This window comes from Candidatus Tectomicrobia bacterium (assembly GCA_016192135.1).
Taxonomy (GTDB): Bacteria; UBA8248; UBA8248; order UBA8248; family UBA8248; genus 2-12-FULL-69-37.
Genome location: JACPUR010000030.1, coordinates 102,452 through 118,815, shown reverse-complemented (window position 1 = coordinate 118,815; position 16,364 = coordinate 102,452). Strand labels below are relative to the sequence as shown.

Here is a 16,364-nt window from a genome sequence, read left to right as displayed (position 1 = left end):
TCGTAGAGGGGATGACAAGCATCGCCCCTACGGAACCCATCCCCTCATTTCCATCCCCGCCCGCTTCCCTTACAGTTTGGATGACATCCGGTTCAAGGCGCCCTTTTCGCCGGGGGACCGCGCGCAATGCCGCCGCAGGGATCGCTCCGGGTCGCGCTCGACCACGGGCGGGGCTTCGTCCACGCCCTGGCCCTGCGCCTGGGCGACGGGGCCCTCTTCTCCGCCCTGGCCCCGGTGGGGACGGGCGACCCGGCCCGCGCCTCGGCCCTGGCCATCCGCCGGCTGCTGGAGCAGGCGGGCGCCGACCCCGGCGACATCCGCTCCCTCGTCCACTCCGTCTCCGCCGCGGCCGGCGCCTTCGCGGCGGGGGAGGCCCTCCCCCTCGGCCTCCTCGTGACGGCGGGCTTCCCCCTCCTTCCGGAGTGGGACGGCCGGGAGCCGCGCGAGAGCGGGGGGCTTCCCTTCCGCCTGGTCCCGCCGGGCCGCCCCCTGGAAATCGGCGGCCGTCTGGACGCCGCCGGGAAGGAGATCGCCCCCCTGGACGAGGAGGCCCTCCGCGCGGCCGCCTGGCAGTTCCGGGAGGGCGGGGTGGAGGCGGCCGCCGCGTGCTTTCTCCACGCCCCCGCCAATCCGGCCCACGAGCGGCGGGCCCGGGAGATATTCGGCGAGGTGCACCCCGCCTGCCGCCTCACCCTCTCCTCCGAGGCGGGGGAGGCGGGCCGCGAGCGGGAGCGCGCCCTCGCCGCCCTGCGGGACGCCGCGAGCGGCCTCCTCATCCGCCGGGCGCTGGGCGAGGCCGCCGTCCGGGCGGCCGAGTCCCCCCGTCCGGACACCCCCATCCTTTTCCTCCGCTCGGACGGGAGCGCCATGCCCGCGCACAAGGTCCTGGCGCGGCCCCTCTCGGCGGCCCTCTCCGGCCCGGCCGGGGGCGCCCTCGCCGCGGCGGCGCTCGCCCGCGCCTTGCGCATCCGGCGGGCCGTCGCCCTGGACATCGGGTGCGCCTCGGCCAAGATCGCCCTGATCGAGGACGGCGCCCTGCCGGTGGCATCGGCGGACTCCGAAACCCCCGGCGTCGAGGTGGCCTGCCTCCCCCTTCCCGGCTCCCTTCCCGCCGCCTTCCATGCCCTCGGCTGGCTGGCCGAGGCGCCGGCGGGGGAAGAGAGCGTTGGCGCCGGATCGCCCGCGGAGGCCGCCTGGGAGGCCGTCCAGGACGCCCAGAGCGCCATCGCCTCGGCCGTCCAGAAAGCCACGGCGGGCGCCGGGAAGAACCCCCGCGACTTCACCCTCATCGCCTGCGGGGGAGCGGGTCCCCTCCTCGCGCCCGGGGTGGCCGCCGCGCTGGGGATGGCCGAGGTGGTGGTGCCGCCCCGGGCGGCCTGGTTCGGGGCGTTGGGCCTCCTCGACCCCGACCGGCGGAACGAGTACGCCCACCCTCTCGCGCTGACTCTGCGGGAGGGGAGCGAGGCGGAGCTGGACCGCCGCTTCGGCGAGCTCGAGCGGGAGGCGGCGGAGGACCTGGAGGCGGCGGGCGTCCCGGCGGGGACGGGCATCTTCCTCCGGGCGGCGGACATGCGCTACCGGGGCGACCCGTGGCGGACGCGGGTCGACTTCCCGCCCGCCTCCTCCTTCGCCGCCTCCATCGAGGCGGCGCTGGCGGCCTTCCACGAGGTCTTCCGCTACCAGTACGGCTTCGGCCGCGGGGACCGGGCCCCGGTCGAGATCGCCTGCCTGCGCCTGACCGCGCTCGGGAAGGCGGAGGGGAGCGCCCGGCCGGAGGCCCCCTCGGGCGCGGGCTCTTCGGCCACGCCCTGGGGACATCGGGAGGCCCGCCTCTCGCCCGGGGAGAAGCTCCCGCTCCCGATCCACCGGCGGGGGGATCTCCCGCCCGGAACGCGCCTCCGGGGGCCCGCCTTCATCGAGGAGGAGGGCTCGACGGCCCTCCTCCCGCCGGACGCCTCGGCGGAGGTGGACGCGAGCGGGAACCTCCGCCTCCGCTTGCCCGTCCCGGAGGAAGGCCCGGAGCTGCGGGAGGAGCTGGCGGCGGGCGCCCTGGAGAGCGCCGAGCGGGGGGCGGAGAGCTTCCTCCGGCGCTCCATGCGGTCGCGCTACGTCCAGAAGATGGGGCTGTGCGGCGCCGCCTTCTTCGATCTCCGGGGGCGCAAGCTGACCGGGAGGCCCATCGCGGGCTCCGTCCTCCCCCTGATCGAGTCCGGCGCCGTGGAGAACCTCGGCCCCGGCGACCTGATCTTCTGGAACGATGCCCACCTGGGCGGCTCGCTCGGACGCCCCGCCGAGGTCTTCTGCTGCGCCCCGGTGCGGCACCGGGGCGAGCCGGCGGGCTACTTCCTCGTTTGCGCGCATCACGAAGACCTGGGCGGGGCGGCGCCGGGGAGCTTCTCCCCCGCCGCCACCCAGACGTTCCAGGAAGGGACCATCCTGCCGCCGCTCAGGCTCTGGGAGGGCGGCGGGTGGAACGAGGCGGCGCTCGCGCTCCTCCTCCGCAACAGCCGCAAGCGCGAGGATCTCCTGGCCGACCTCGAGGCCCAGGCGGCCGCCGCCCGGGCGGGGGCGGCGCGGGCGGCCGAGGCGGCTGGGCGGCTGGGCGCGGAGGCGTTCGCCGCGGCGCTGGAGGGGCTCCTCGCGCGCTCCCGCCGGGGGGCGGAAGAAATCATCGCCCGGCTCCCCGACGGCGCCTGGAGCATGGAAGATCACATCGAGAGCGACGGGGTGGACCCGGGCCGGCTCCACACCCTCAAGCTCAAGCTCGCCAAGGGGGACGGCCGGCTCCGGCTCGACCTGCGGGGCTGCTCCCTCCAGGCCCGGGGGCCCATCAACTGGCCCGCGCAGCGCGACGGGGGCGCCTTCCTGCGGATGTGGCTCGCCCCCCTCCTCCAGCGGCTGGGCGGCCCGCGCGTGGACTGGAAGGACGGCGCCTGGAACGAGGGAGCGGCCTCCCTGCTCGAGCTCCTCCTGCCGGAGGGAGGGAGCCTCATCTCCCCCGCCTTCCCCGCGGCCGTGAACATGGGGCACCTCACCCTCCAGCGGCTGCGGAGCCTCCTCCTCGGCGCCCTGGGCCTCGCGTCGCGGGGGAGGGTCCCCGCCGATCAGGAAGGCGCGCCCTGGTGGGGGCTCCGGGGACGGGACCGCCGGGGGCGCTTCTTCCTCTTTCGGGAGCCGCTGGGCGGGGGCACGGGCGCGGGGCCGGGGGGGGACGGGGCGGACGGGGTGATCGCCTTCCCCGCCGGGGGGGGCCTGTGGGCGGAGGAGACGGAGGCGGAGTTCCCGCTGCGGGTGGAGCGGCTCGCTCTGGCGCACGATTCCGGCGGCGCGGGGAAGCTGCGAGGCGGGCTCGGCCTCCAGAAGGAGGTGCGCGTGCTGTGCGACTGCGAGGTCTTCGCCCTGGCGGACCGGGCCTGGCTCTCCCCGTGGGGGGTGAACGGGGGCCGCGCGGGGGGGCGCTTCAGCCTCGTCAGCAACCCGGGCACCCCGGTGGCGCGCGAGGCCCCCGCCTTCGGCCAGGGGATGCTCCTGCGGGAGGGGGACCTCATCCGAATCGTGACGGCGGGCGGGGGCGGCTGGGGGGACCCGGCCGAGCGGGAGCCCGAGCGGGTGCGGGAGGACGTGCTCCGGGGCAAGGTGAGCCCGGACCAGGCGCTCAAGCACTACGGAGTGGTGCTGAACCCGGACACCCTCCGCCTCGACCTGCCCGGCACCCAAGCCTTCCGCCAGTTCATGCGCGCCCGCCGGGGGCGGCTCCCCTTCTTCGACCGGGGGCCGAACTACGCCTCGGTCCGGGGGCAGGCGGGAGGCTGAGGCAATGGCCTGAAGATAGAACGGCCGGGGGATTCAGGCGTCCCCCGGCTGTTTTATTTTCGGGAAAATCCGGAGGCGCTACGCCTCCAGGAGCGACGCCCGGATGAACTCGCGGTTCATCTTGGCGATGTGGCTCACGCTGATCTCCTTGGGGCAGACGGCCTCGCACTCGTAGTGGTTGGTGCAGTTGCCGAAGCCCTCCTCGTCCATCTGGCGCACCATGCCGAGCACGCGCTGGGCCCGCTCGGGGTGCCCCTGGGGGAGGTGGGCCAGGTGGGAGACCTTGGCGGCCACGAAGAGCATGGCCGAGCCGTTCGGGCAGGAGGCGACGCAGGCCCCGCAGCCGATGCAGGCGGCGGCGTCCATGGCCTTCTCGGCGTCGTCCCGGGGGACGGGGATGGCGTTCCCGTCGGGGGCGCCGCCCGCGTTCGAGGAGACGAAGCCCCCCGCGTGGATGATGCGGTCGAAGGCCCCCCGGTCCACCACGAGGTCCTTGACGACGGGGAAGGCCCGCGAGCGCCAGGGCTCGATGGTGATGGTCTCTCCGTCCTTGAAGTGCCGCATGTGGAGCTGGCAGGTGGTGGTGGCGCGGTGGCCGCCGTGGGCCGCGCCGTTGATGTAGAGCGAGCACATGCCGCAAATGCCCTCGCGGCAGTCGTGGTCGAAGGCGATGGGCTCCTCGCCCTTCCCGATGAGGCGCTCGTTCACCACGTCGAGCATCTCGAGGAAGGACATGTCGGGGCTGACGTCCGCCGCCTCGTAGGTGACCAAGCTCCCCTGCTCCCGGGAGCTCTTCTGGCGCCAGATGCGCAGGGTCAGGTTCATCACTTGTAGCTCCTCTCGGCCAGATGAACCGTCTCGAATTCGAGGGGCTCCTTGTGGAGGACGGGCTTCTGGCCCGGCCCCTTGTACTCCCAGGCGCTCACGAAGGCGAACTCCTTGTCGTTGCGCTTGGCCTCGCCCTCCTCCGTCTGGTACTCGGCCCGGAGGTGGCAGCCGCAGGACTCCTCGCGGGTGAGGGCGTCGTGGCATATGAGCTCGGCCAGCTCGAGGAAGTCCGCCACGCGGCCGGCCTTCTCGAGCTCGGGGTTGAGCTCCCGGTCGCCGCCCGGGACGCGGACGTTCTCCCAGAACTCGTCGCGGATGGAGGGGATGATCTCCAGGGCCTTCGCGAGGCCCTCGCGGCGGCGCTCCATGCCGCAGTGATCCCACACCACCTTGCCCAGCTCGCGGTGGAAGGAGGCGACCGAGCGCTTGCCGCCGATCGAGAGCAGCCGCCGGATGCGCTCCCTGGCCTCCTCCTCCGCCTGCTTGAACTCGGGCCGGCTCGCGGCGACGGCGCCGTACTTCTGCCCGGCGAGGTAGTTGCCGACGGTGTAGGGGATGACGAAGTAGCCGTCGGCCAGCCCCTGCATCAGCGCGCTCGCCCCCAGGCGGTTGGCCCCGTGGTCGGAGAAATTGGCCTCCCCGAGCACGAAGAGCCCCGGGATGTTGCTCATCAGGTCGTAGTCCACCCACAGCCCGCCCATGACGTAGTGGGCGGCGGGGTAGATGCGCATGGGGGTCTCGTAGGCGTTCTCCCCCGTGATGCGCTCGTACATGTCGAAGAGGTTCCCGTAGCGCTCCCGGATGACGTTCAGCCCCAGGCGCTTGATGGAGTCCGAGAAGTCCAGGTAGACGCCCAGGCCCCCCGAGCCCACCCCCCGCCCCTCGTCGCACATGCGCTTGGCGGCGCGGGAGGAGACGTCGCGGGCGGCCAGGTTGCCGTAGGCGGGGTAGATGCGCTCGAGGTAGTAGTCGCGGTCCCCCTCGGGGATCTGCCGGGGGTCGCGCTTGTCGCCCTGCTTCTTGGGCACCCAGATGCGCCCGTCGTTCCGGAGGGACTCGGACATGAGGGTGAGCTTCGACTGGTGGTCGCCCGAAACCGGGATGCAGGTGGGGTGGATCTGGGTGAAGCAGGGGTTGGCGAAGAGCGCGCCCTTGCGGTGGGCGCGGTAGATGGCGGTGACGTTGTTCCCCATCGCGTTCGTCGAGAGGTAGAAGACGGGGGCGTAGCCGCCCGTGGCGAGGATGACCGCGTCCGCCGCGTGGGTCTCGATGGCCCCCGTCACCAGGTCGCGCGTCACGATGCCCTTGGCGTGGCCGTCCACGACGACGAGCTCCTGCATTTCGGTGCGCGGGTGCATCGTGACCGTCTTGACCGCGATCTGGCGGGAGAGCTCCGCGTACACGCCGAGCAGGAGCTGCTGGCCCGTCTGCCCCCGCGCGTAGAAGGTGCGCGAGACCTGGGCGCCGCCGAAGGAGCGGTTGGCGAGCTGGCCCCCGTACTCCCGGGCGAAGGGCACGCCCATCGCCACGCACTGGTCGATGATGCCGGCGCTCAGCTGCGCGAGGCGGTAGACGTTGGCCTCGCGCGAGCGGAAGTCGCCGCCCTTCATGGTGTCGTAGAAGAGGCGGTACACGCTGTCGCCGTCGTTCTGGTAGTTCTTCGCGGCGTTGATGCCGCCCTGGGCCGCGATGCTGTGGGCGCGGCGGGGGCTGTCCTGGAAGCAGAAGCAGTCCACCCGGTAGCCCAGCTCGCCCAGGGTCGCCGCGGCCGAGCCGCCCGCCAGGCCCGAGCCCACCACGATGATCCTGTAGCGCCGCTTGTTCGCGGGGTTGACCAGCCTCATCCCGTTGCGGCGGTTATCCCACTTCGTCTCGATGGGCCCGGAGGGGATATTGGATTCCAGCTTCATGGCAGCCTCCTCCTACTTCACGAGCCCGGCGAGGACCGCCAGGGGGATGGAGATGTAGCCTATCGCGATGACCACGGCCGCCACCGGCCCCACCTTCCGGAAGAAGGGATTGTAGGCCGGGTGATTGAGGCCCAGCGTCTGAAAGAAGCTCTGGAGGCCGTGGCTGAGGTGGAGCCCCAGGAGGATCATCGACACGGCGTACACGCCTGAGATGACGGGGCGCGAGAAGCCGGCGACGACCATCCGGTAGACGTCGGCGTGGCCGAGGGGATCCTTGAACGTGAGGTACTCGGGGTTCGTCACGCCCAAGGTGAAGTGCATGAGGTGATAGACGACGTAGGCGAGGATCAGGAGGCCGCTCATCACGATGGTGCGGCCGGCGTAGGAGGCGGCGAGGTGGTTGGCCTCCGCGTAGCCATCGGGGCGCGCCGCGCGGTTGAGCTGCCACAGCCGCACGCCCGAGCCCACGTGGGCCAGGAAGACGGCCAGCAGCCCGATGCGCGCCGCCCACAGGAGGGCGCCCATTTCGCGGAGCTTGTGGGCGTAGCCGTTGGTGGCTTCCCGGCCGGCGAACACGAGGAGGTTCCCCAGCAAGTGAGCCACCACGAAGACGAACAGGAGGAGGCCCGTCACGGCCATCACCTGCTTCGCCCCGATGGAGGACTGCCATAACCGCGCGAACCGGCTCATCCGCTCCCTCCCCCGGCCGAGAAGTTTCCGGCGAAAGCACCCGTCAGGACTCACGGCGGGCAAATGTAATCCCGCACCCGGGGCCGGTCAACCCTCCGGAGCGATTTGTCCGCAAATCCCGGGAGGCGAAAAATGGCCTCACCGCCCGGGGCGGGCGCCTCCAGCGCTCCGGAGCCTCGCGCGATTCCAAGGCTCTTTCGCTCAGAGGCGGCCCGGAGCGGTCAACCGTCCGGCCGGACCGGCTCCTGATCCAGATGCACTTTGGGGGAGATAGTGGCCGAGCGCCGCTCGGAGGCGCTTCGGGCGCCGAGGGCTGGCCCCAGCCCCGGGCGAGGAAGGGCGAGGCGGGCGGCGCCGGGGCCGGACGCAACCCCGGCGCGCGCCGCATTCGCGGTTCGCGGCGCGGGAGAGTCCGCCGTGGGGGCCGCCGCCGGCCTCCCGCGCCGAGGGCGTCCTAGACCGCCGGCACCTGCCTCCCTCCGCGGAGCCACGCGAACATGCCGCCCAGCGTCAGGCCGTAGATCAAATGCCCGGCGAGGCTGCCCGCCGCCACCATCCACATCGGCGGCATCATCAGCGGCGCGAAGGGGGGCATGCCGAGCAGGACCGGCATCAGGACGAGCCCGCCGAGAATCCACCATGCGAACCCGTACCCGGCGCCCCACCCCAGGCCCGAATTGAACCCGTCCACGCGGTCGCCGAGCAGCCATCCGAAAACCGCCCCGATGACCGCGCTGTTGAACAGATGGTAACCCCAGCCGGCGGCAATCGTCGGCGAACCCACGACCTGGCCGGCCATGGCGATCATCGGCATCTGCCCGCCGTCCGGCGTGGGCGCCGCCATCATCTGCATCATCATCCCGAACACGAAGCCGGCGGTGAGGCCGGCCACGATCGATGCTCCCGTCTTCGAATACATGGTATGGCCCTCTTCCTTGCTGTCATTGAGAAGCGGCGTCATTCCGGGGAGCGGCGTCCCCTCCGGAGTCTCCCCGGATGAGGCGGCTTGCTCCCCGGTGCTCCCGCCGCGGGGGAACCCGCGGCTTCTGGTCTGGGCGGCGAATTGGCGGCTAGTCGCGGGGCTCGGACGCGTCGTTCAGAGACCAGTCGTATTCGTGGTCCACGACGCGGGAGACTTTTGCTAGGCGTCCGGCCAGCTCGGGGCCAGCGTGGCTGCGCAGATGGGCGAGGACCCCGGCGTCCGTCCCGCCGAAGTCCTCCTTGTACCAGCGGTAGATGCTCGAGACGACGGGCCCGAAGTCCGCGACGCGCGCCCCCCGCGGATGGTTCACGTAGGCGCGCGCGCCTTCGGTGAGCATCGCGTCCGCCGTCTCCGCCGTGTAGGGCGCCGCCGCCAGGTTGGGGCAGCCCACGGAGGCGCAGTTGACCGCGTAGTGGATGCGCGGGTCCCGCCAGATGGGCCTGAGGATGCGGTGCTCGATGTCGTCCAGGCTCAACATCTCGCCCTCCACCAGGACGAGTTTCTTGCCCCAGGGGCCGACGGCGAATAGCCCCGGCGAGACGTTGATGCGCAGGATGGAGTTCACCGGGTAGTGGTCCAGGACGACCCGGACGGTCAGGGCGTTGTAGAAGTTGATCCAAAACGGGAGCTGCTCGGCCCGCCGGAGGCGGCTTACCCGCATCGCGCTCAACCGGCCGAGGTAATCGTCCAGCGCCTTCCGGTCCGCGGGCGTCACCGCCGCGTAACGGAGGCGGTTCACCCCATCGTCGCCCCGCACCAGGTATTTGGAGAGAAAATCTCCCCAGGCCGAATGATCCACCTGGATGGACGAAGCCGCGTCATGGGCGAGCCAGCGCTCCCAGAGCTCCGCCTTGGGCCCGACTCCGGGAAAATTGGCCGCGAGCGCCACGCTCGCGGCCGGTATCCATGCGAAAATCGAACGGAGGCGCATTCTTCACCCCAGGCGGCGGATCTATCCCCTTTTTAGGGAACGTGCGGAGGGGGAATTTATTCGCGCGCCCCGGGCGGCTTTTTTTCTACACCAGAGGAAACGGCCTCCAGCGCGTGCATCTCGAACCCCGCCTCCCGCCACAGGGGCGGGCGCCCCCGCAGGCGGCCGGCCAGCCCCGCCGGGTCGAGCGGGAACCCCGGAGGGACCAGAGTGCGGGACTCGAAATAGACATGGGTGACGCCCCGGGCGGCCAGGGCTCGCTCCAGTCGGGCCGGGTCCTTCTCGCGGGCGACCAGTGCGGCCAGCTCCGGGTCCTCGACCGCCACGGCGGGCCGGAAACCCGCGGTGAAGGCGACGAGCCGCTCGGGCCGGTAGAAGGTGAGGAGCTTCGCCCCGGCGGGCAGCCTCTCCGCCCATCCGGCCTGGAAGCGCGAGGCGGGGCTCGCGGCCAGCATCCGCTCCCGAAGTCTCCCCTCTTGCCAGCCCGCCCGGAAACCGCGCTTCAGGCGGTTGTCGAGGTGGGTCGGGGCGAGGGCGAGCGCCACGAGCAGCATCCACCCGGCGCCGAGCGCGATGGGCGACGCGAGAAGCTCCCCCGTCCCCCGGCGCGTCCGCATCCAGGCGAGCAGTCCCCCCGCCGCGCAGGCGGCGGCCGCCGCCGTGAAGGCCGGGATGAACAGGGCGTAGCGGACCGGGAAGTTCCGGGCGAAGGCCAGCCCCGCCGCGAGCGCCGCAAAGGCGCAGGTCAGCAGCAGGAAGCGGGCCGGGCGGGGCGGGAGCTCCGGCCGGAGGAGCCCGGCCAGCAGGAGCAAGAAGGGCAAGGAGGGAAAGGCGAGCCGGAGGAGCGCCCATCCGGCCCAGCTCCCGGCCTGCTCTGCCCCGAGCCCCGAGACGAGCTGGTAGTAGAGCGGGTTGTCGCAGCAGCCCAGGCGCGACGAAAGGAGCGGGTAGAGGGGGTTCCCGAGAGCGATGGCGTTCTTCGCCACGAGCGGAATGAGCAGCAGCGCGAGCCCCGCGCCCGCCCAGCCGAGCGCCCTCCAGCGCTCCCGCCGCGCCAGCGGCTCCGGCGGCCAGGCGAGGAAGGCGGCGCCGAGCCCGATGACCGCGAGCCCCGCCGTGATCTTCACCCCGGCCGCCGCGCCCAGGAGCGTCCCGGCCAGGAAGAAGGCCCTGCGCCGGCCCTTCTCCTCACCGAGGGCGCGCAGCAGGGCGAGCGTTCCCGCCATCTGGAGGGCCGCCACGATGAGGTCGGACTTCGCCTCGACCGCCAGGAGGGAGAAGAGGCGCACGTGGTGCACGTCGGCCCGCATCCCGGCGAATAGGGCCGCTCCAAAGAGGCCGAGGGCCAGGCGCTCGCCCGGCCCTCCGGCGGCGATCCGGCGGACGAGGCAGAAGACGCCGAGGGCCGCCCCGCCCAGCCCCAGGAGGAGGTGGAGGAGCTGCCCCACGGCCGCGAGCGAGACGTCCGAGGGCAGGAAGATCGCGAGCGCCGAGAGGAAGAGCTCCCAGTATCCGGTGAGGGCGAAGTAGAGCGGGCTCTCGGGGGTGAAGATCATCCCCCCCTCGCGGGCGAAGAGGCGGGGGTAGGCCAGGGTCTGGGCCAGGGGATCGGGGGATTGGGGCACGGGCTGGAGCGCCTCGAGGAGGCTCCCGAGGAAGAGCAGGGCGAGGAGGATGGCCAGCCCCCAGGCCGCCGGCCGGGCGGGGGTCGAGGGCGGCGGAAAGGGGAACTTGCGCCCCTCCTCGCGGGGGTGCCAGCCCCGGCCGGAGGCGGCCAGGAGCGCCGCGAGGGGCCAGGCGAGCCAGGCCCTCAGCCCCCCCGCCGCCCCGAGCAGGAGAAGGAGGGGCGCGATCAGGGCGAAGCCCGCTCCCCCGGCCAGGAGGAGGCGCTCCCACGGGTCGGCCGGGAGGAGCCCGGCGCGCAGGAGGACGCCCTTCCCCGCCATGCAGAGGACGAGCGCGGCCAGCCCCGCCATCCCCAGGTGGAGCAGATGGAGGATCACCCTCCATCCCGGCGCGTCGAGCCTCGTCCCAGGATCGAGGAGGAGGAAGACGAGCGGCAGCGCGGCCGCGGCGGCCCAGCCTCCCGGGCGCTTCCATCCTCCCATCCCGGCCTCCTTTCCTCGCGGCCTTCGGCGCGCCGCGTCGCGGTGAGGCTTGCAAGTTCCATCCGGCCGGAGGATGCTAGCCCCACTCGCGCCCGGAGGAAACCCTTGGTTCACGCTTTTCCCGTCTCCGCCCTCTCCCGAAGGTGCAACCTGTGCGGCGGGGGCGCCTTCTCCCCGCTCCATGAGAAGGACGGCTACTTCGTCCTCGCGTGCGAAGGGTGCGGGCTGGTGTTCACCCATCCCGTCCCCGGCGAGGAGAGCCTGCGCGCCATCTACGGGCGGGAGTATTTCGAGGGGGGCCTCTACCGCAGCTACGAGAGCGAGGCGGCGGCGCGCCGGGCGGACTACCGGAAGTGGCTCGCCTGGATCAGCCGCACCACCGGGCTCGCGGGCGGGCGCTGGCTGGACATCGGCTGCGCGACCGGCTCCTTCCTCTCCGCGGCCCGGGACGAGGGCTGGGACGCCCGCGGCGTGGACATCTCCGCCTACTGCGCCGGGGAGGCCCGGAAGCGGGGCCTCGAGGCCCGGGCGGGGACGGCGCGGGACCTCCCGTCCGGCTGGAAGGACTTCGACGTCATCTCCATGTGGGACACGGTGGAGCACCTGGCGGATCCGAGCGGGGACATGGCCGCCGCCGCCGCGCGCCTGCGGCCCGGCGGGTGGCTCGTGGCCTCGACGGGGGACGTCGCCTCCATCGCCGCCCGGCTCCTCGGGCGGCGCTGGTGGCTGATGCTCCCGCCCGTGCATCTCTACTTCTTCAGCCGCCGGACGCTGGAGGGCGTGATGCGGAAGGCGGGCCTCATGCCCGTGGCCCTGCGCCGCTTCGGCCGGCGGCTGAGCCTGGGCCGCGCCGCCCGGATGCTGACGGGAGGGGGAGCCACCGCCATCGAGCGCGGGCCCTCCCTCTACTTCAACGCCTTCGACATCATGACCCTGCTCGCCCAGCGGCCCGCGGAGGGCGCCCCATGACCGCCGGGCGCCCTCCCCTCGCCATCGTCCCCGCGCACAACGAAGAGGAGAGCATTGGGCGCGTCATCGCCGATCTCCGCGCGAGCGCGCCGGGGGTGGACATCCTGGTGGTGAACGATCACTCCTCGGACACCACCGCCGCCATCGTGGACCGGCTCGGCGCCGCCCAGATCCGCCTGGCCTGCAACCTGGGCTACCGGGGCGCCCTCCAGATCGGCTGCGCCTGGGCGCTGGCGAACGGCTACGAGCGCGCCATCTTCGTCGACGGGGACGGCCAGCACCCCGCCTCGGAGGTCCTGCCCATGCTGGAGCGCCTGGAGCGCGGCGAGGGGGACATCGTGGTGGCCACCCGCTTTTCAGGGGGGGCGGCGGCGGGGGCTTCCATCGGGCGCTTCCTGGGCAACCAGTTCTTCAGCCGCGTCGCCAGCCGCCTGACCGGCCAGCGCATCACCGACTCGACCTCGGGCATGAAGGCGGCGGGGCCGGCGGTCTTGCCCATCATCGCCGAGGGCGCCTTCCTCGACCTGCACGCCGAGGCGCTGGTCTACCTGGGCCTCAGGGGCTTCCGGATCGCCGAGCACCCGGCCGTTTTCGCGGAGCGGAGGGCGGGCGTCTCGATGTACGGGAAGCTCGCCCTCCTGCGCTATCCCCTCCTGACGGGGACCCTCATCCTCTGCTCCGTCCTGCGGGCCTGGATGGAAGAGGGCCGGGGGCGGGCGCGGTGAGCGGCGCCTTCCTCTTCTTCGCCAACCTCGTGGGGCTGCTGCTGGCGGCCTACGCGCTCAGGCTCGTCATCCGGGTGCGGCTCTACGTGGGCTACGCCGTGGCCTGGCTCATCCTGATCGCGGCGGGGCTCCTGGCGCTCGATCTCCCGGTCTTCTGGCCCCTGCTGCGGCGCATGGCCGGGACGCCGGACACCCAGCAGGCCTGGATGCTCATGGTCCTGGCGGGGGTGGTGTTCATCCTGGTCTACTTCTCGGTGCAGCTCACCATCCTCTCCAAGCGCATCTCCGACATCGCCCGCCACCTCGCCCTGCGCGAGACGCCCCCGCCCCGTCCGGGGGACGGAGCGGAGGAGCGTCACGAATGAAAACCGTGGGCGGGATGGGAGAGGAAATCAGTGTTCAGTTAGGCTTCTTCATGAACGACCGTTAGACCTCAGGGTTCCATCCCTTCCAAAATCCCCTCCACGTCCCGCTTGAGCCTGGGCAGGTCCTGGATCACGGCGTCCCACACTTGGCCCAGGTCCACGCCGAAGTACTCGTGCACGATGATGTTCCGCATGGCGATGATGTCCGCCCATGAAACCTCGGGATTTCGTCCGCGCAACTCGCGCGACAACCCTGCGGCAGCCTCGCCGATAATCAGAAGATGATGGCGCATCCAGACTTGGATCATCTCGTCCCGGAGGAAGGCTTCCTTGCCCTTGGCCGCCTGCTGTTCGATCTGGCCGATGGAATCGAGGATGTCGAGGAGGCGGTCATCCCGCATGGGGCTCACAGGGTGACGGCTTCCTGCATGACGCGTTCCCGGACGCGCGGCCTCAGGCCCCGCTCGCTCACGAGGTTGACCCGGCAGCCGAGGAGGTCGGCGAGCTCGCGTTCGAGCGCGGCGTGCTTGAACAGGCTCATGCCCGGCCCGGGGAGGATGAGGAGGTCGATGTCGCTCTCGGGGCCAAAGTCCCCCCGCGCCACGGAGCCGAAGACGCGGACGTTGCTCGCGCCGTAGCGGGCGATGAGGCGGAGGACCTCCTCGCGCTTTTCCCTCAAGAGATCGTCCAGCTTCATGCCGGGCTCCATCCGAAAGGGCTCGCGCCCTCATAGGATAGCACACCGGCGGGGGCTCGAACCGGCCCTGGGAAGCGCCCCCTTTTCGTCCTTTCCCAAGGACCAAAAAAACGGCCGCGGCCCCTCCCGGGACCGCGGCCGCCGAACTTTCCGGATTCGCCCGCGCTAATTCCCGTTCACGAGGACGGGCTCGCCGGCCGCCTCCTCCTTGCGCTCGGCCGGGCGGTCCGGCGATTGGGAGTCCAGGCCGAGGCGCTGCTCGGCCGCCCGGAGGATGGCCTCGAGCATCCCGGCGTAGGAGACGCCGGTGAACTTGGCCATCTTGGCCAGGTGCCCGTCCCAGCACCAGCCGGGGTTGGGGTTCACCTCGAGGAGCTTGGGGTTCCCCTCGGCGTCCAGGCGCCAGTCGAAGCGGGCGTAGTCCCGGCAGCCCAGGCGCTCGAAGAGCTTGAGGGAGGCGTCCACCATGCGCTTCTCGGTGACGTCGGGGAGGCTGGCCGGGATGGAGCGCAGGCGGGCGTAGGGGGACTCGGGGTCCCACTTGGCCTCGTAGCCGCAGATGCGCGGCAGCTCCTCCGGGAGCTCGGAGTAGTCCTCCTCGCTGACGGGGAAGACGGTGTAGGAGGCGTCCGGGTTGCCGATGATGCCGACGGTCAGGTCGGCCCCCGCCAGGAACTCCTCCACCAGGATGGGCTTCTCGTAGCCGAACCGCCGGTGGAGCTCCGTCACCACGTTCAGGAGCTCCTCGTGGTCGTGCACCACGCTCTTCTGGGTGATGCCGAAGCTCGAGTCCCCGAAGTTGGGCTTCACGATGGCCGGGAAGGCGAAGGGCATCTCGAAGGTGGACTCGCCCGGCTTGATGAAGAAGGCCTCGGGCACGGGGATGTCCATCTCCTTGGCGATGCCCCGCACGAGCGACTTGTCGTAGCAGTAGGCGAGGCACTGGGGCCCCGCCCCGGTGAAGGGGATGCCCAGCGCCTCGAGCAGGGCCGGGACGTGGAGCTCCTTCAGCGGGTCGTTCGCCAGCCCCTCGTCGCAGAGGTTCAGCACGAAGTCCGCCTTGCCCTTCAGCTTCGCGAGCTCGGCGATGAGGGAGTCGTGGTTCGAGAGGTAGAGGAAGCGGTAGTCCTTGAGCTCCCGCAGGGCCGCCTTGAGCTGGTCGATGGTGTAGAGGTCGTCCTCGTCGAAGACCGCGTCGGGCTTGACGATGTCCTGCTTGCCCGGGTCGCCCATCACCACCGCCACGGTGCGGACGGCCTCCTTGGGCCGCTTGCGGAGGGGGGTCCACTCCTTGCGGGCCACCCCCGTCAGGATGATGCGGCGCTCCATCATCCCCAAGTCCTGGTTGCGCTGGGAGCCGGTGGCGATCTCGCCGTGGACGGCGGCCTCGTGGAAGCCGGCCGCCCTGAGCAGCTCCATCAGCTCCGGCCGGCTGTAGAGGCGCTCGGCGTAGAACTGGTCCACCAGCACCCCCTTCTCGACGTGGGTCACCACCTCGCGGGAGATGAGCCGGCGGCCGTCGGCCGAGAGGGCCCGCTCGCGGCAGACGAAGTGCTTGTCGTCCAGCCACTCCCAGGAGCGGGGCTGGAAGCGCTCGCGGAGGTATTCCCCGTCCGAGACGTCGATGAGGAGCTTCCCCCAGGGCTTGAGGGCGCGGCACACCCCCTGGAGCACCTTCAGGTCCTCGTGGGCGGTCTCGAAGTAGCCGAAGCTGTTGCCCAGGATGAGGGCGGCATCGAAGGCGTCCGGGGAATAGGGGAGCTTGCGGGCGTCCCCCTCGCGAAACTTGACGGGGAGGCCCTCCTTCTTGGCCAGGCTCCGGGCCTTCTGGATCAGGAAGTGGGACCGGTCGAGCCCCTCCACCCCGCGGAACCCCCGGCGGGCCAGCTCGAGGGAGTGGCGCCCCTGGCCGCAGCACAGGTCCAGGACCTTGTCCTCGGGGGAGAGCTGGAGCAGCCGGGCGAAGTACTCGGCCTCCTGGCGGGTGATGTTCGGGTCCGCCACGACGTCGGAGTCGGTCTTGAGGTAGAGGGAATTGAAGATCCCCCGCCACCACTCGGGGGGGACATGCTCCTCCAGGTTGGCGACCGGGCCCAGCGCGCGCTTGCGGGACTTGCCGTTCTTGCCGGGAATGCTGGATTTTCCTGATGCCGGTGGTTTGTCGCTCATCGGCTCCGCCGTCCTCCCCCTCTCCTCCCGTCCGGCGCGGAGGCCGCCGCCTCCCGCCGCCCCGCTCCCGTGCCGCCCCCCACAGGCGGAACGCGGATCTGGGCACGTGTGGCGTCAATGTAATCCAACCGCTGGAATTTGCATCAATTTTTTGGGGGGCGAGGGCAAAAATCCGGC

At 71.8% G+C, this 16,364-nt stretch carries 13 protein-coding genes; 4 read left to right on the top strand and 9 right to left on the bottom strand.

The annotated features are described in order from the left end of the window. Positions 1-126: 126 nt before the first annotated feature. The gene (locus HYZ11_12860; protein ID MBI3128489.1) at positions 127-3,813 is read left to right on the top strand and encodes a hydantoinase B/oxoprolinase family protein; all 3,687 of its coding nucleotides are present in this window, start codon (positions 127-129) and stop codon (positions 3,811-3,813) included. A 78-nt stretch (positions 3,814-3,891) separates the two neighbouring features. Here the strand turns inward: HYZ11_12860 and HYZ11_12855 are convergent, their stop codons facing one another. The 6 genes from HYZ11_12855 to HYZ11_12830 all read right to left on the bottom strand — a co-directional run bounded on the left by HYZ11_12855 (position 3,892) and on the right by HYZ11_12830 (position 11,262). Next, complete coding sequence (locus HYZ11_12855) at positions 3,892-4,638, bottom strand: succinate dehydrogenase/fumarate reductase iron-sulfur subunit (GenBank protein MBI3128488.1); 747 nt, start codon at positions 4,636-4,638, stop codon at positions 3,892-3,894. Next, a complete protein-coding gene (locus tag HYZ11_12850) occupies positions 4,638-6,551 on the bottom strand; it encodes a fumarate reductase/succinate dehydrogenase flavoprotein subunit (protein ID MBI3128487.1) in 1,914 nt (637 codons plus the stop codon). Before HYZ11_12850 ends, HYZ11_12855 begins: the two co-directional genes overlap by 1 nt. Positions 6,552-6,563: 12 nt before the next feature. After that, on the bottom strand, positions 6,564-7,241 hold the full coding sequence (locus tag HYZ11_12845) for a succinate dehydrogenase cytochrome b subunit (protein ID MBI3128486.1): 678 nt from the start codon (positions 7,239-7,241) through the stop codon (positions 6,564-6,566). A 454-nt stretch (positions 7,242-7,695) separates the two neighbouring features. Further along, positions 7,696-8,160, bottom strand: a complete 465-nt coding sequence (locus tag HYZ11_12840) for a hypothetical protein (GenBank protein ID MBI3128485.1) — start codon at positions 8,158-8,160, stop codon at positions 7,696-7,698. A gap of 151 nt (positions 8,161-8,311) precedes the next feature. Further along, positions 8,312-9,154 (bottom strand): DUF547 domain-containing protein, encoded by an 843-nt coding sequence (locus HYZ11_12835; GenBank protein MBI3128484.1) that lies wholly within the window; start codon positions 9,152-9,154, stop codon positions 8,312-8,314. Positions 9,155-9,210: 56 nt separating this feature from the next. Continuing rightward, positions 9,211-11,262, bottom strand: a complete 2,052-nt coding sequence (locus HYZ11_12830; GenBank protein MBI3128483.1) for a hypothetical protein — start codon at positions 11,260-11,262, stop codon at positions 9,211-9,213. 105 nt (positions 11,263-11,367) lie between these two features. Between HYZ11_12830 and HYZ11_12825 the strand changes: the two genes are divergently transcribed. Genes HYZ11_12825 through HYZ11_12815 form a run of 3 tightly spaced genes read left to right on the top strand, consistent with a single transcriptional unit; the run spans position 11,368 to position 13,321 of the window. Continuing rightward, positions 11,368-12,231 (top strand): class I SAM-dependent methyltransferase, encoded by an 864-nt coding sequence (locus HYZ11_12825; protein MBI3128482.1) that lies wholly within the window; start codon positions 11,368-11,370, stop codon positions 12,229-12,231. Next, the gene (locus tag HYZ11_12820) at positions 12,228-12,956 is read left to right on the top strand and encodes a glycosyltransferase family 2 protein (GenBank protein ID MBI3128481.1); all 729 of its coding nucleotides are present in this window, start codon (positions 12,228-12,230) and stop codon (positions 12,954-12,956) included. The genes HYZ11_12825 and HYZ11_12820 overlap by 4 nt, the downstream gene beginning before the upstream one ends. Further along, entirely contained in the window at positions 12,953-13,321 is a 369-nt protein-coding gene (locus tag HYZ11_12815; protein ID MBI3128480.1) for a DUF2304 family protein, read from the top strand. Before HYZ11_12820 ends, HYZ11_12815 begins: the two co-directional genes overlap by 4 nt. A gap of 68 nt (positions 13,322-13,389) precedes the next feature. Here HYZ11_12815 and HYZ11_12810 read toward each other — a convergent pair whose 3' ends face one another. The 3 genes from HYZ11_12810 to HYZ11_12800 all read right to left on the bottom strand — a co-directional run bounded on the left by HYZ11_12810 (position 13,390) and on the right by HYZ11_12800 (position 16,187). Then, positions 13,390-13,722, bottom strand: a complete 333-nt coding sequence (locus HYZ11_12810; GenBank protein MBI3128479.1) for a DUF86 domain-containing protein — start codon at positions 13,720-13,722, stop codon at positions 13,390-13,392. A 5-nt stretch (positions 13,723-13,727) separates the two neighbouring features. Next, complete coding sequence (locus tag HYZ11_12805; protein ID MBI3128478.1) at positions 13,728-14,018, bottom strand: nucleotidyltransferase family protein; 291 nt, start codon at positions 14,016-14,018, stop codon at positions 13,728-13,730. 165 nt (positions 14,019-14,183) lie between these two features. Beyond that, positions 14,184-16,187 (bottom strand): methyltransferase domain-containing protein, encoded by a 2,004-nt coding sequence (locus HYZ11_12800; protein MBI3128477.1) that lies wholly within the window; start codon positions 16,185-16,187, stop codon positions 14,184-14,186. Positions 16,188-16,364: the final 177 nt, after the last annotated feature.